General features: G+C 27.9%; 15 protein-coding genes. 9 read left to right on the plus strand and 6 right to left on the minus strand.

The window, feature by feature from the left end; all coding sequences use genetic code 11:
* Positions 1-6 precede the first annotated feature (6 nt).
* The 6 genes from ACZ5CK_RS00420 to ispD are packed head-to-tail and all read right to left on the minus strand — an operon-like array spanning position 7 to position 5,880.
* Positions 7-681: a tRNA1(Val) (adenine(37)-N6)-methyltransferase gene (locus ACZ5CK_RS00420; protein WP_464581934.1), complete on the minus strand. Its 675-nt coding sequence runs from the start codon at positions 679-681 to the stop codon at positions 7-9.
* Positions 678-2,450 carry a hypothetical protein gene (locus ACZ5CK_RS00425; protein ID WP_464581935.1) on the minus strand — a complete coding sequence of 591 codons (1,773 nt, stop codon included), beginning with the start codon at positions 2,448-2,450 and terminating at the stop codon, positions 678-680. The genes ACZ5CK_RS00420 and ACZ5CK_RS00425 overlap by 4 nt, the downstream gene beginning before the upstream one ends.
* Positions 2,451-3,311, minus strand: coding sequence for a protease modulator HflC (gene hflC, locus ACZ5CK_RS00430; protein ID WP_464581936.1), 861 nt, complete (start codon positions 3,309-3,311; stop codon positions 2,451-2,453).
* On the minus strand, positions 3,308-4,291 hold the full coding sequence (hflK, locus tag ACZ5CK_RS00435; protein ID WP_464581937.1) for an FtsH protease activity modulator HflK: 984 nt from the start codon (positions 4,289-4,291) through the stop codon (positions 3,308-3,310). The genes hflC and hflK overlap by 4 nt, the downstream gene beginning before the upstream one ends.
* A gap of 37 nt (positions 4,292-4,328) precedes the next feature.
* Positions 4,329-5,189, minus strand: coding sequence for a deoxyribonuclease IV (locus ACZ5CK_RS00440; RefSeq protein ID WP_464581938.1), 861 nt, complete (start codon positions 5,187-5,189; stop codon positions 4,329-4,331).
* Positions 5,182-5,880 carry a 2-C-methyl-D-erythritol 4-phosphate cytidylyltransferase gene (gene ispD, locus ACZ5CK_RS00445; protein WP_464581939.1) on the minus strand — a complete coding sequence of 233 codons (699 nt, stop codon included), beginning with the start codon at positions 5,878-5,880 and terminating at the stop codon, positions 5,182-5,184. The genes ACZ5CK_RS00440 and ispD overlap by 8 nt, the downstream gene beginning before the upstream one ends.
* A gap of 75 nt (positions 5,881-5,955) precedes the next feature.
* On the opposite strand from ispD, the gene ACZ5CK_RS00450 reads away from it, so the two are divergent.
* The 9 genes from ACZ5CK_RS00450 to pgsA all read left to right on the plus strand — a co-directional run bounded on the left by ACZ5CK_RS00450 (position 5,956) and on the right by pgsA (position 14,718).
* Positions 5,956-6,900 carry an ROK family protein gene (locus ACZ5CK_RS00450; RefSeq protein WP_464581940.1) on the plus strand — a complete coding sequence of 315 codons (945 nt, stop codon included), beginning with the start codon at positions 5,956-5,958 and terminating at the stop codon, positions 6,898-6,900.
* A gap of 40 nt (positions 6,901-6,940) precedes the next feature.
* Positions 6,941-7,648 carry a rhomboid family intramembrane serine protease gene (locus ACZ5CK_RS00455; RefSeq protein WP_464581941.1) on the plus strand — a complete coding sequence of 236 codons (708 nt, stop codon included), beginning with the start codon at positions 6,941-6,943 and terminating at the stop codon, positions 7,646-7,648.
* Positions 7,649-7,659: 11 nt separating this feature from the next.
* On the plus strand, positions 7,660-9,177 hold the full coding sequence (locus tag ACZ5CK_RS00460) for an HD domain-containing protein (protein WP_464581942.1): 1,518 nt from the start codon (positions 7,660-7,662) through the stop codon (positions 9,175-9,177).
* Positions 9,178-9,181: 4 nt separating this feature from the next.
* On the plus strand, positions 9,182-9,478 hold the full coding sequence (locus ACZ5CK_RS00465; RefSeq protein ID WP_464581943.1) for a nucleotidyltransferase family protein: 297 nt from the start codon (positions 9,182-9,184) through the stop codon (positions 9,476-9,478).
* Entirely contained in the window at positions 9,471-9,848 is a 378-nt protein-coding gene (locus ACZ5CK_RS00470; protein ID WP_464581944.1) for a HepT-like ribonuclease domain-containing protein, read from the plus strand. The genes ACZ5CK_RS00465 and ACZ5CK_RS00470 overlap by 8 nt, the downstream gene beginning before the upstream one ends.
* Entirely contained in the window at positions 9,835-11,178 is a 1,344-nt protein-coding gene (gene gatA, locus ACZ5CK_RS00475; protein ID WP_464581945.1) for an Asp-tRNA(Asn)/Glu-tRNA(Gln) amidotransferase subunit GatA, read from the plus strand. The genes ACZ5CK_RS00470 and gatA overlap by 14 nt, the downstream gene beginning before the upstream one ends.
* 125 nt (positions 11,179-11,303) lie before the next feature.
* Positions 11,304-12,737 carry an Asp-tRNA(Asn)/Glu-tRNA(Gln) amidotransferase subunit GatB gene (gatB, locus tag ACZ5CK_RS00480; RefSeq protein WP_464581946.1) on the plus strand — a complete coding sequence of 478 codons (1,434 nt, stop codon included), beginning with the start codon at positions 11,304-11,306 and terminating at the stop codon, positions 12,735-12,737.
* Positions 12,738-12,880: 143 nt separating this feature from the next.
* The gene (rimO, locus tag ACZ5CK_RS00485) at positions 12,881-14,185 is read left to right on the plus strand and encodes a 30S ribosomal protein S12 methylthiotransferase RimO (RefSeq protein WP_464581947.1); all 1,305 of its coding nucleotides are present in this window, start codon (positions 12,881-12,883) and stop codon (positions 14,183-14,185) included.
* Entirely contained in the window at positions 14,182-14,718 is a 537-nt protein-coding gene (gene pgsA / locus ACZ5CK_RS00490) for a CDP-diacylglycerol--glycerol-3-phosphate 3-phosphatidyltransferase (protein ID WP_464581948.1), read from the plus strand. Before rimO ends, pgsA begins: the two co-directional genes overlap by 4 nt.
* Position 14,719: the final 1 nt, after the last annotated feature.

The raw sequence follows: 14,719 nt of genomic DNA on the forward strand, positions 1-14,719 counted from the left end.
ACCTCCTTATTCTCCGCTACTTTTTAGAAATACTGGTGGATATATTTTTAGATTTTCTCCCCCGTTTTTTCTAAGAATGCCACCTATTAGTTGGGCGGTTCCGTTTTTATTACCATAAGCTATATGCATTTCCTGAAGCATAAATTTATACTTTCTGGCTAAATTTAGGAATGTTATAAAATATGTAGGATGATATACAAAAATCATTCTTTTTTTATTTTTTAATGCATAATTTGCAGCTTTAAAGAATTTTTCCAGATTTTTTTCATCAAATGTCCTTGCCTTTTTTCTGTCTTCAAAGGGGCTTTTTAATGATTTATCTGAGTAATGTGGTGGGTTAGTAACAATACAATCTACGGATTCTCTCTCTATATAATTTGAAATATTCTCAATATCATCGTTTATGAATTTTACTCTATTCTGAAGATTATTATCTTTTAAATTTATAATAGAGTAATTATATGGTTCTTTTTGTAGCTCAAAACCAGTAACCTCAATATTTTCATATATCTTTGCTAATGCAAGCGATACACTGCCAATTCCAGAGCCTAATTCAAGTATTTTATTTTCATTTTTTAAAAATTTTGAGATTTCAATGAGAAATGTTGTTCCATGTGTTGGTAAATGAAATTTATTAGGTGATTTTAAATTTAATTGTCTAAAAACTTCATCTAAATTCACTTTATCACCACACTGGTATCAGTACTTATATTAGTTATATTTGATTTGTATAATACGCTTCTTGAATAACCGGATAATTCTAAGTTATCGACATATGAATTTAATATTTTTGACCACGAAAAACTATGTTGTTTAATGCTTTTTACAGTTGTATTATTTAAATAAATATTTGTTAATCCATCTATGTTCATATTGGAAAATGAAGACTTTTCTGATTCAAATATATTCACATTTTGAAAGTTTAAATTATTAAAAGAACTATTTTTTATATATATTTCTTCTGTATTATGAAAATTCAAATTATTTTTATAACCCAAAGTGTTGTATAGGCAAATTCTAAAATCATTTGAAGATAATAAGTCAGAGCCTTCTAAAAATTCCGAATCCTCAAGATATATTAATTTGGCATTTTTCCCAATTATATTTACTTTATCAAGTATTGTTTTTGAGGCTATTAAAATTCCGCCATCTACAATTATTTCACCATTTCCACTAATTAAAGATTTTCCTGGTCCTGGCATTATAAAAAATAATCCTTTTATTACTAATTGAGAGTTTGAAACGAATTTTAATACGCTTCCTGATTCAACCATGACAACACTATTTTCTCCAAGAACCGTTTTACCCCCAATAAGAAATTCTGAATTTATTTGAGGTAAATATAAATTATCTTCGGAAGATTCCAGTATGTTTCTTACCAAATGAACAAAATTTCCAGAAAATCTTATTGTAGGTTGGGATGGATAGCTTAATGTTCCATATTTACTTTTTTTTCTTATCATTGCAACATTAGCATCTAGTATTCTTGCATAAGCTGCCTTGCTTTCTAATTCAGTTTTCCATCCGTATTTATATGGAGTTTCAACAACATATGAATCCACATCGGTTTCATAATTCCAACCAAATGTATCTACGGAATAATCTATTAATCTAGGATTTCCTGATGGAATAGAAGGGAGGTTTTTTTCCACAGAAATGTTTATCTTTTTTTGTGTAATATTGTTACCATTGTCTATGACTATCAATGTGCCTTCTTTAGTATCTTCTAGCAATACTTCATCTATATTTATAATAGAATAACTTTTTTTATCTGTTTTTAATAGTATTTTTAAATCTTCTTCTGGAGTCCAGTCATCATAAACTTTTATATTAGTTTCTCCAAATAATGAAATTTTTAAATCATTATTTATAATTTTCGGTTTTTCATCTTTATTTGTATCAATTTCGATAATTTTTTCTTTTGAAATGTTATTATATTTATCTTCTGCATATAATTTGTAATCAATAATGCCGCTATTTTTAGAGATGGGTATTTTAAGATTGATATTAAAAGTGTATTGCTTATCATCAGTTTTTAATATGAAATTTTTCAAATCGGTGGCAGGAGATGAAGCTGTGATATTTAGCATTCCATCTTTCATATAATAATTTAAAAATGCAATATTAGGAGCAACATTATCGAAAAAGATTTTTACAGCTTTTTCGTAAATCTTTTTATTTTCTGAAAATACATTTATTAATATCTTGTTTTTACCTGTTTTTAGATTTTTAAAATAGTAATTATCTCCGGTGTTTTCTGTTTTTATTTCCAAGCCATTTTCATCAAAAAACTTAAGGGTATAATTATTTATATTTTTTACCTGGATTTTAATGGGAAAAGAAGGTGACGCCACGTCACCTTCAATTATTATATTAATTTTCTTTTTTGAATTAGCACAAGAACTCAAAAGTATTAATAAGAACAACAATGGAATTAAAACTTTTTTCATTTATTTTCCCTCATATAAATATTTTAATATAGGTGAATCAGGAGATAATATCATCATTCCACCTTTAAATGATTGTTTGTAAATATCAGCAATTCTTCTTAATTCGAAAAATTCAGGACTTTTACCATATGAGTCAGCATAAATTGAAATAACACTTGCATCTGCTGTACCTCTAATAATTTCAGCATTTTTTTGTGCTTCTGAAGTAATAATTTTTACTTTTTTATCTGCTTCGGCTTTAATAATTTCAGCTTCTCTTTGTCCTTCGGCTCTTATTTGAGCAGCTATTGAATATCTTTCTGCCATCATTCTGTTATATACTGATTTTGAAATGTCTGGTGGAAGATCTGTTCTTTTAACTCTAACATCGACTATTTCAATGCCAAATTGCTTTAAATTTTCGCTACTTCTTTTAGTTATTTCGGTTAACATCTCTTCTCTTTTTTTAGATAAAACCTCATCTAATGTGTATTTTGCAACTAAATCTCTAACATTTGAATATACGACATCATCAATTCTTGTTAAGGCTAACTGAACAGATCTCATACTCTCCATAAATGTTTTTGGATCATTAATTCTCCAGATCGTGTATGTATCAACAATAACGGTTTTTTTATCAGCAGTAATTATTCTTTCTGGTTCAATATCATACAACATTATCCTTTTTTCAAATTTTACCACATTATCAATAAATGGTGTTTTAAAACTTATTCCTGGTTCTGTAACAACTTTCTTAATTTGACCAAATCTTAACACTACAGCTTGCTGTTCCTGATTAACAATAAACAAAGAAGTTGTTATAAATAATATAACAATAATAATTATAATACTTGAAATTACTAATTTTGTTGTTTTCTTCATTTGGTATCACCACCTATATTAGGTAAGTTAAGCAGTTTTAATGTGTCAGATTTATCTACAATTATTTTTTCTTTAGAATTTTCTAATAAATCTTGAATAGCTTCAAGTATTATTCTCTTTCTTGTTATATCTTTAGAGTTATTGTATTCTTTTAACATAGCCAAGAATCTTTTAGATTCACCTGTAGCTATAGCTACTTTTTCATAAGCATATGCTTCGGCATCTCTCAATATTTTTTGTGCCTGGCCTTCGGCTTTAGGAATAACATCATTAGCATATCTGTTAGCTTCGTTTATAAATTTTTCTTTATCTTGTTTTGCACTATTTACATCATCAAAAGCCTTAACTACTTCATCAGGTGGGGCAACTTCTTGTAGATAAACGTTTTCTACTTTAATTCCAGCACCATATGAATCTAATATTTTTTGCACTTTTGCAGCAGTTTCCATGGCTATTCTATCTCTTTCTGAAGTTAAAACGTTATCAATTGGATTAATTGCGACCATTTCTCTTAGGACACTTTCTGTTGCGAATTTTACCATTTCAAAACCATTTAATATTCTAAATGCATATTTTACTGGATCTGAAATTCTATATTGAACAACAGCTTCAAGACTTACGATGTTTTCATCGCCAGTAATCATTAATGACTCTTCTGGAACTGATTGATATTCTATTTTTCCTCTATAATTCACTGTTCTGAATCCGATTTCAATTTTCTTTAATGTTTTAATATCAACTATTCTATGAGTTTGAAATGGATAAGGTAAATGCCAATGTATACCAGGGCCACTGGTAGATGTGTATTCACCAAATGTTAAAACTAACCCCATTTCTGATGGACCAACTTGATAAATACTTGTGGAAAAATAACCTAACACCAATAATATTATTACTAACCAAGTAATACGTTTGAAGAAATTCTTCTTTTTCTTCGGTTTTTCTTCTTCGACATCAAAAATTTCAAAGTTGTCTGTCATACTCCCACCCCTTTCCGGTGTTAAAAAAATAATTAAATTATAAATTTAAATTTTTAAAGATAGATTTTACTACTTTTATATCTTCAGCATGTTCTGAATCATTTCCAGGTGTTTCAAGATGCATGGGTAATTTCACGATTTCATCAAAGGATAAAAAGGTTTCAAATCCTTTTATTCCAATTTCGCCCTTTCCTATAAATTCATGTCTATCTTTTCCTGCGCCTAATGGAAATTTTGAATCATTTAAATGAATCATTTTAAATTTATCTAATTCAATATATTTATCTATTTCATCTAACAATCTTCTAACATCATCTTTATCTCTAATATCATAATTGGAATCAAAACCATGACATGTATCATATGTAATACCTAACTTTTCTTTAAAATTACTTCTTTTTATAATTTCTCCGAGTTGTTGCATGTTCCATCCAATATTTCCACCTTTTTTTGCTACATTTTCAAGTAATATAGTGATATTTAAATCTGAAAGATCTTTTAGAATAATGTCTAAAGCTTTTGCTATTCTATCAAAGCCGAATTCATCTCCACTACCAAGGTGAGATCCAGGATGAACATTGAAGTATTTTATTCCAAGTAAAGAGGTTATTTTTATTTCTTCTTTCATTAAATTAATAGATTTTTGCCAATTTTCATCTTTGGGTGAAGCTAAATTGATTAAATAACCAGAATGCACTAAAACATCTTCAAATAATATATTATTATTTTTCATTTCTTCTTTAAATTTAATAATATCACTTTCTTTTGGTTCTTTTACTTTCCATGTTCTTGGACTATGACAAAAAATTTGAAAAGTATTACCTCCTATATTTTTTGTAGCAGATGGAACCTTATGGAATCCTTTTGAAGTACTCATGTGTGCGCCTATTTTAAGCATTAATCTTACCTTCCTTTATTAACCATTTTGCAAATTTAATGTCGAATTCTGTGGTTATTTTTATATTGTATTCTTCTCCAGAAATGATTCTTACAAAATTACCCGCTTTATGAAATATACTTGCATCATCAGTAAAGTTTTTCAATTCATTTTCAAAATTCGTATAAGCTTTATATAATTTTTGAAAATCAAATGTTTGTGGTGTTTGATGTATATAAATCTCATTTCTATCTAAAATTTTGTTTATTATATTTTCTGATGCATGTGATACAGAATTCTTTTCTGGTAGAGCTAAAATTGCAGAACCGCATTCTAGAGCAATTTTTATACTTTCGTCAATTTTTTTAACGCTAACAAAAGGTCTAGCCGCATCATGGATTGAAACTGTAGAAATTTTATCGAAACCATATTTATCATAAATGTATTTTAAAGCATTAAATACTGATTCTTGTCTGGAATTTCCACCTATAACAATATTATCAAATTTGTTAATATTATAACATTCTTTTTTAGTTTTATCAACATATTGTTCATTGGCAACAACTATAATTTTGTCAATTAATTGAGAATATTCATATTTTTCTAATGTAATTCTTAACAAACTTTTATTCAAAATCTGGTAAAATTGTTTTGGATAGGTTAAATTTGTTCTTTTTCCTTTACCAGCGGCGACGATAATGCCAATATTCATATAATCACCTCATCTTTATTATACTACATAAATATGATAAAATTACAATTAATTGATTAAGAAAGGGGAGATATAATGTATTTAATAGGAGTTGACCTTGGAGGAACGGAAATTAAAACAGGTATTGTTTCAAAAGATAAAGGTATAATAAATAAAGTGTCTATCCCAACAGAAGCAAATTTAGGAGCCGAAAAAGTTGCAGAAAATATTATAAAAACAATAAAAATTATTTCAGAAGGTAAACTAGATAGAGTTGAAGGAATAGGGATAGGTTCTCCGGGGTCTATAGATAGAGATCATGGGATTGTTAGATATGCTCCGAATTTACCATTTCATAATTTTGAATTAGCAAAAGCAATATCAGATGAATTAAAAATTCCAACATTTGTAGAAAATGACGCTAATGCTTTTGCCCTTGGTGAATGGTATTTTGGTTCTGCACAAGGTTTAAAGCATTTTGTTGCATTGACTCTTGGTACTGGAATAGGTGGAGGAGTAGTTTCTCATGGTATATTAATAACAGGAAAAGACGGAATAGGTGCAGAGTTAGGGCATGTTATTGTTGATCCAGATGGACCTTTATGTGGTTGTGGATCAAGAGGATGTATAGAAGCTATTGCATCTGCGAGAAATACAGCAAGATGGGCTAAAGAATTTTCTATTAAAATTCCAGATAATATGATTGTTAAATTAGCAGGTAGCATTGATGAAATAGAATCTAAACATGTTTTTATGGCTTTAGAAAAAAATGATTTTGTTGCAAAAATGGTTGTAGATAAAATAACAGATGCTTTGGCAAAAGCTATTGCAAATTTTGCTCACATATTTAATCCTGAAATGGTAATTGTTGGTGGGGGAATGAGCAAAGCTGGAGATGCATTATTAAAACCCATTAAAGAAAAAGTCGATTTATATTTAATGCCATCTTTTAGAAATTCATTTAAAATTATGCAATCCTCTTTAGTAGAAGATGCAGGTATTTTAGGAGCATCCGCTGCAGCTATGTATCATTCCAGATAAATCGTTAAATTTGGAAATAAAATAAATAAGAGGTGAAATTGTGGAATATATAAAGCGATTTTTAAATTTTGATAATGTTACTCAAAAAATATTTACTATAAATATCATAGTCTTTGTTATGATGTTTGTTTTTGGTGGTGGATTTCATGCTTTTACAAATCCTTATACTTTAATTTTTGCAGGAGCTCAATATGGTAAGTTAATTACAATATCTCATCAATATTTTAGGTTTATAACTTCTATGTTTGTGCATGGTGGTTTTTTACATATTATCTTTAATATGTATGCATTATATTATATTGGTACTATTGTAGAAAGAGTATACGGGCCATATAAGTTTTTAACAATATATTTAGCATCTGGAATAGGTGGTGCATTATTGACTCAGATATTTTCACCTGAAGCGTTTTCTGTTGGAGCTAGTGGCGCTATTTTTGGATTAGTTGGATTATTATTTGGTGCAGGGTTTCGAGATGATACACCACCTATGGTAAGACCGATGACTGGAACAGCTTTGTTGCCTGTAATTATCATAAATTTAATTCTTGGTTTTACAGCATCTGGTATAAATAATTTTGCACATATTGGAGGATTAATAACGGGATTCACGTTTGGATGGTTAGTTCCGATTTCTGACACTTATTCATCATATAAAAAGTGGAAAATATTAGGATATATTAGTTTAATATTGATATTAATTTCATTTGTGTGGCTTGGAGTATTTGACATAATGTATTTAATTAGTTAGGGGGAATGAGTATGGAAAAATTATATTTTAAGGTATCCAGAGATCCAATATATTCTGAAATTTTTCTTTATCCTTTAGAAATAGTAATTGCAGATACACCATTGGTTCAAAGATTAAGATATTTAAGCCAATTAGCAGGTGCCGAATATGTTTATCCAAGTGCTACTCATACAAGATTTGGCCATTCTCTTGGAGTAATGCATATTTCCGGATTATATGCTAAAAAATTATTTGAAAACAACCATAAAAAAACGAGAATTTTAAGACTAGCTGGATTGCTACACGATATAGGTCATGGTCCATATAGTCATCAATTTGATGATGTTATATATAAAAGGATGGGACTGCATGATGGGCATGATGAGTATAGAAAGATGATATTAAATACCAAATTAATTGATCAAGCATATGAAGTATATAATAAATTAAATGATTCTAGGACGAAAAAGGATTTTCTAAAAGATTTATCATTAACAGTAGAGAGAGATTTAAACGATGATGAAGATTCAATAAAAACAGCATTAAAAGATGTAATGAAAATGGTAAATGATCTTTTTGATACAGAAAATACAGGTGGAAGCCCCGAATTTAACATAGTTCAAGGGCCATTGGGAGCAGATAGACTTGATTTTGTATTAAGAGATTCATATTATGCAGGGACGAGAGATTTTGGAACAGGAGATCTTGATAGGATTATTAGAAATTCGTCAATAAAAAATGTGGATGGTAAAGAAAAGTTATGCTATAATGCAAAAATCATTGATAATATTTATACTGTTCTTTTTGCGAGATTTATGATGTATAAAAATGTATATTTTCATAAAACATCAAGAGCAGCTGATCAAATGATTCAGGAAATTTTAAGGCTTGCAGATGATATTCTTGATTTGCAGTCTAGGGTAAAAGATTTAGATAAATTTGCAACATTAACAGATCAAAGAATAATAAACGAATTAGAAATTGTATATGAGCAATTATATGGAAAAGAAGAAAATGAATTGTTTAATATTAGCCCAGATTTGATGAAAAAGGCAGATAAAGTAGCTAAGGCATATAATCTTGTAAAAAGGCTAAAATCGAGAGATTTGTGGAAATTATTAATTGAAATTCCATTTTCTACAACAGGATTGGATCCATCTGTAATTAGCGTTAGTGTAGCAGAGAATGTATTAAAACAATTAAAAGAGAATATAGAAAAAGTTATAAAAACAGATATATCTAAAGAAGACAAGCAGGAATTATCTTATATTTTAGATAATTTTGATAATCTTTTTATAATAGACACACCATATAAACTTGCTTTAATGCATCCAAAAGAATTTTTATCAACAGATGTATCTATTCTGGACTATAATGGTGATGTATTGAGATTTGATGAAGTATTCGAAAGATATCCAGCATATAAGTTTATGGAAAGTAATTTGATACAAATATCAAGAATATATTTAACAGAAGATAAAAGAGAAATTTTAAAGAAGTTGGATTTAATTCCTAAAGTTGGAGGAATAAACATTACAACAAGATGGTGAGAAAATGAAAACATTAAAAGAAATAAAAAAAATTATTTTGTCTAAGAAAAAATTTTTAATGGAAAATTATGGTATAAAAGAGATAGGAATATTTGGTTCTTTTGCTAGGGAAGAACAAAATGAATTTAGTGATGTAGATATTTTAGTTTCATTAAAAAAAGATTATAGAACATTTGATAATTATATGAATTTAAAAGAATTCCTTGAAAAAATTTTAGAAATCAAGGTTGATTTAGTTACAATTGATGCAATAAAACCACGATTAAAAAAGTATATTCTAAAGGAGACTATTTATGTCTAAAAGAATATTGATAGTTGTTTTAGAAGATATTTTAGAAGAAATTAATAAAATAAAAAAATTTATAAAAGGTATTAACTCTGTTTTTGAGTTGCAAGAAGATGATATGAGAGTTTATGCAATATTAAAAGCTCTCGAAAATATAGGTGAAGCAGTAAAACAAATTCCAGATTCTAAAAGAGATTTGTATAAAATTGAATGGAAGAAAATAGCAGGATTAAGAGATATTTTAATTCATGAATATTTTGGTGTTGATATTTATATTATTTGGGATATCATTCAAAACAAATTATCAGAATTAGAAAAAGCTGTAATTTACTTAAGAAATTTAGAATCTCATAATGGTGAGGAGGAATCAAATGAAAAATTTTAAATTTGATATTGAGAAAGCAAAAAAAATTAATGAAAAAATTAATGCAGTATTAGAATTTACTACGGTAGAAGGAAATAAAGGAGGAGAATATTTTTCAATACCTTTTTTGGTAAAAGATAATATACAAGTATTAGGTACAAAAAACACATGTGGATCAAAAATATTAGAAAATTATAATTCAACTTATACAGCAACTGCTGTTCAAAAATTATTAAATGCTGGGTTTACTGTTGTTGGAAAAGCTAATCTTGATGAATTTGCAATGGGAGGTTCTAATGAAAATTCTGCATTTGGTCCTGTAAGAAACCCCTGGGATTTAGAAAGAATACCAGGAGGATCTAGTGGTGGTTCTGCTGCAGCTGTAGCTGCAAAAATAGTTCCATTTGCATTAGGATCAGATACAGGTGGATCGGTAAGACAACCAGCTTCCTTTTGTGGAATTGTTGGTTATAAACCCACATATGGTGCAATTTCAAGATATGGTGTAGCAGCCTTTGCATCATCATTAGATCAAATAGGAGTTTTAGCAAATAATGTTGAAAATGCTGCGATTGTAGGAGAAACAATGAGTGGTAAAGATGAAAAAGATTCAACATCTTTAGATATTAAATGGGATTTAACTTCTCAATTAAATAATAAATTAGAAAAACTAAAAGTAGCTGTTCCAAAGGAAGTATTCGAATTAAATGGAATTGATGAAGAGGTATTAAATAAATTTAAAGAAAATATAGGAACATTAAGAAAAAATGGTGTAGAAATAGAAGAAGTAAATATACCGCACTTAAAATATACAGTATCAATTTATTATATAATAGCGCCTTCTGAAGCAAGTTCTAATTTATCAAGATATGATGGTATAAGGTATGGATTAAGAGATGAAAAAGAGTCATTGAAAGAAACTTATATGCAAACAAGAGATGAAGGTTTTGGATTAGAGGTTAAAAGAAGAATATTTATGGGAGCATTTACGTTAAGTTCAGCATATTATGATGCTTATTTTGCTAAAGCTTCAAAAATTAGAAATTTATTATACAAAGACTTTGAAAAAGTATTTGAAGAATATGATGTGGTGTTAACTCCAACAACTCCAACATTGCCACCAAAAATAGGTGAGTTAAAATCACCATTACAATATTATTTGATGGATTTATTTACAATTCCTGCTAATATGATAGGTGCTCCTGCTATTAGCATTCCTTCAGGAAAAATAAATAATTTACCATTTGGAATTCATTTGATTTCTAAACCACTTGAGGATGCTAAATTATTAAGAATTGCAAAACAATTTGAAGAAATTTTTGGAGTTTTAGAGTTACCTGATTTAATATAATAGGTTGTTAAAAAATAAAATTATAAAATAATGCTCTTCACTTTGTATTATAAAAATCATACACTCTTTGTTTCTTTTATACTTTTTGAAAAACTTAATAATAACAAAAATTATGGAGGTGAATTATGAAATATAAGACTACAATAGGACTTGAAATACACACTCAACTTTTAACAAAAACTAAAGCTTTTTGTTCATGTTCTGCAAATGCTTTTGAAAGTGAACCGAATACAAATATCTGTCCTGTATGTACAGGACAACCTGGAGCTTTACCAGTTTTTAATGAAGAAGCATTAAATTTAGGTATTAAAGCAGCAATTGCACTAAATGCAAAAATAAATGAATATTCAAGATTTGATAGGAAAAATTATTTTTATCCAGATTTACCAAAAGGATATCAAATTACACAATACTTTTATCCGTTAGCCAGCAATGGATATATTGAAATTGATGGAAAAAAGATAAGAATTAATAGAATTCATCTTGAAGAGGATTCCGGGAAAATGTTTCATGAAGGAGAAGATTTAGAAAATGCTTCATACAGTTTTGTTGATTATAACAGAAGTGGAATACCATTAGCGGAGATAGTTACAGAACCAGATATAGAATCACCTGAAGAAGCTAGAAAATTTATGGAAAAATTGAGGAATATTCTAAGATATGCGGATATTTCTTCTGGGGATATGGAAAAGGGAGCATTAAGATGTGATGCTAATATTTCCATTACCGATACAGAAAGAAATATTAGCAGTAATAGGGTAGAAATTAAAAATATTAATTCTTTTAAATTTGTGGAAAAAGCTCTTGAATATGAAAGAAATAGAATAATAGAAGCAATGGAAAAAGGAGAAAATGTTCCAAAAGAAACAAGAGGCTGGAATTTTTCAACAAGATCAACATTTTCTATGAGGTCAAAAGAAGAAGAGGCCGATTACAGGTATTTTCCAGAACCAGATATACCTCCTGTTATAGTTACTCAAGAAAAAATTGAAGAGATTAGAAAGACTATGCCAGAAATGATAGATGAAAAAGCTCAAAGATTTGTTAAACAATATGGTATTAAAGAATATGATGCTGAAATATTAGCTTCTGATAAAGAATTGGCGAATTATTTTGAAGAGGCAGTAAAAAATGTTAAAAATCCACAATTTGTAAGTAATTTAATTCTCACAGATTTAATGAGAGAAATGAATAAAAATAATATAGAATTAAAAGATGTAAAAATTAAAGCAGAGCATTACAAAGAATTAGAAGAATTAATTAATTCTGGAAAAATATCAACTAAGATAGCAAAGGATATTTTTATAGATATGTTTGAAAATGGTAAAATGCCATCAGAAATTGTTAAAGAAAAAGGGTTAGAACAAATTGATGATGATTCTGTGATTGAAGAAATAGTAAGAAAAATTATTGAAAATAATCAAAAGCAATATCAACAATATAAAAATGGTAAGACAAAACTTTTTGGGTTCTTTGTTGGGCAGGTAATGAAAGAAACTAAAGGTAAAGCGAACCCGCAAAAGGCAAATGAAATAGTTAAGAAGTTATTGGATAACTAAATTAAGCCTCTGCATAGCAGAGGTTTAATTTTACCAAAATATGAACACTCTTTTGTTAATTTTTCTTTATTTATATCGATAACTATCGATGAATGAGGAAATTTATGTTATAATTAATATTAGACTATATTCGGGAGGAAAATATGAAAGAAAAAGTATATATTTTGACATTAGGCTGCCCTAAAAATGAGGCAGATATGGATGTTTTAAAAGGCCTTTTCATAAATAAAGGCTATATTTTGACAGATAATCCAATAGAAGCTGATTATTCAATAATAGATACATGTGGATTTATTGAACCAGCAAAAGAAGAATCGATAAATGAAATATTTAATTTAGTATCCTTAAAAAAGGATAATCCAAATTTGAAAATAATACCTATAGGATGTTTGGTAGAAAGATATTATGAAGAATTAAAAAAAGAATTGGTAGAAGTAGATGGGTTAATAGGAGTTGTACCTCCAGAAAAAATAGTTGAAGCAATTGAAAATAAAAACTATTATTTTCAGTTGCCAGAACCATATGATGTATATAAGTGTGATTATAGAGTTGTTCCAAATAAGTCATATGCATATATAAAGATCGCAGATGGGTGTAATAGAAAATGTGCATTTTGTTCCATACCTTATTTTAAGGGCGATCCTGTAAGTAGAGAAATTGATGATATAAAAAGTGAAGCGGAATTTTTAATTAAAAAAGGTATTAAAGAAATTGTTTTGGTTTCGCAAGATAATACATTATACGGAGTTGATTTATATAAAAAGCAAGCATTACCAGAATTACTAAAAGAACTTAATTCAATTGATGGTGACTTTTGGATAAGAGTTTTATATTTACATCCTGATTTTATTAACGATGAAATAATAGAGTCTATTAATTCTTTGGATAAAGTAGTAAAATATTTTGATATACCTATGCAACATGGTTCAGATAAGATTTTATCTTCAATGGGAAGAATCAGGAAAACAGAACAATTAAAACAAATTATTTCTAAAATCAGGAAAAATCCTGATGCAATTATTAGAACTACAATGATAGTTGGATTTCCTGGTGAAACAGATGAAGAATTTGAAAAATTATTATCATTTGTAGATGAGGTTGAATTTGATAGATTAGGAGCATTTACATATTTTGATGAAGAAGGAACACCATCTTATCTTTTACCAAACAAAGTAGAAGAAAAAGAAAAAGAAAAAAGACTTGAAGAGTTAATGGAATTACAAAAGGAAATATCATCAGAAAAGCTAGAAAGGTTTATAGGTAAAAATTTAAAAGTTTTAGTTGAAGAGGAAGAAAATGGTATATATATTGGAAGAGCATATACAGATGCTCCTGAAATTGATGGCAATATCTTTTTCAGAGCAAATAAAAATTTAAATATAGGAAGTTTTGTAAATGTAAAAATAACAAATACGTCTGAATATGATATGGAGGGTATTTTAGAATGAAACTTTGGACAGCTCCGAATATACTAACATTTATTAGAATATTAGCAACTATTCCAATGTTTATAATTACATATAATGAAAAGTATTATTTAATTGCGTTTTTTGTGTACATTTTAGTATCATTAACAGACATTTTAGATGGATATATTGCAAGAAAATATAACTTGGTTAGCGATTTTGGTAAATTTATGGATCAAATTGCAGATAAAATATTAATTAATTCACTTTTTATAGTGTTTTTAGATATTCATAAATTGCCAGGATGGTTTGTAGGAATTATAATTATAAGAGATATATTTATTAGCGGATTAAGGATGTTTTTAGCCAATAAAAATGTGGTAGTAGCTGCAGATATATGGGGTAAATTAAAAACTTTTACACAAACTATTTTAATAGCTTCATTATATTTAACCCCAACCTTTAATTTGCTAACATCATTAAATTTTATTCTTATTATCCTAACATCATTTTTTTCTATCTATTCAGGGTATAACTATTTGATGAAAAACTTTGTTTATTTTAAGGGGGAGTAAT

Source organism: Marinitoga okinawensis, assembly GCF_055387075.1.

What these genes read in the sequence shown, in the direction of transcription:
- ACZ5CK_RS00425 (WP_464581935.1), bottom strand. Translation starts at nt 2,450, where the DNA reads ATGAAAAAAGTTTTAATTCCATTGTTGTTCTTATTAATACTTTTGAGT.
- hflC (WP_464581936.1), bottom strand. Translation starts at nt 3,311, where the DNA reads ATGAAGAAAACAACAAAATTAGTAATTTCAAGTATTATAATTATTATT.
- hflK (WP_464581937.1), bottom strand. Translation starts at nt 4,291, where the DNA reads ATGACAGACAACTTTGAAATTTTTGATGTCGAAGAAGAAAAACCGAAG.
- ACZ5CK_RS00440 (WP_464581938.1), bottom strand. Translation starts at nt 5,189, where the DNA reads ATGCTTAAAATAGGCGCACACATGAGTACTTCAAAAGGATTCCATAAG.
- ispD (WP_464581939.1), bottom strand. Translation starts at nt 5,880, where the DNA reads ATGAATATTGGCATTATCGTCGCCGCTGGTAAAGGAAAAAGAACAAAT.
- ACZ5CK_RS00450 (WP_464581940.1), top strand. Translation starts at nt 5,956, where the DNA reads ATGTATTTAATAGGAGTTGACCTTGGAGGAACGGAAATTAAAACAGGT.
- ACZ5CK_RS00460 (WP_464581942.1), top strand. Translation starts at nt 7,660, where the DNA reads ATGGAAAAATTATATTTTAAGGTATCCAGAGATCCAATATATTCTGAA.
- ACZ5CK_RS00465 (WP_464581943.1), top strand. Translation starts at nt 9,182, where the DNA reads ATGAAAACATTAAAAGAAATAAAAAAAATTATTTTGTCTAAGAAAAAA.
- ACZ5CK_RS00470 (WP_464581944.1), top strand. Translation starts at nt 9,471, where the DNA reads ATGTCTAAAAGAATATTGATAGTTGTTTTAGAAGATATTTTAGAAGAA.
- gatA (WP_464581945.1), top strand. Translation starts at nt 9,835, where the DNA reads ATGAAAAATTTTAAATTTGATATTGAGAAAGCAAAAAAAATTAATGAA.
- gatB (WP_464581946.1), top strand. Translation starts at nt 11,304, where the DNA reads ATGAAATATAAGACTACAATAGGACTTGAAATACACACTCAACTTTTA.
- rimO (WP_464581947.1), top strand. Translation starts at nt 12,881, where the DNA reads ATGAAAGAAAAAGTATATATTTTGACATTAGGCTGCCCTAAAAATGAG.
- pgsA (WP_464581948.1), top strand. Translation starts at nt 14,182, where the DNA reads ATGAAACTTTGGACAGCTCCGAATATACTAACATTTATTAGAATATTA.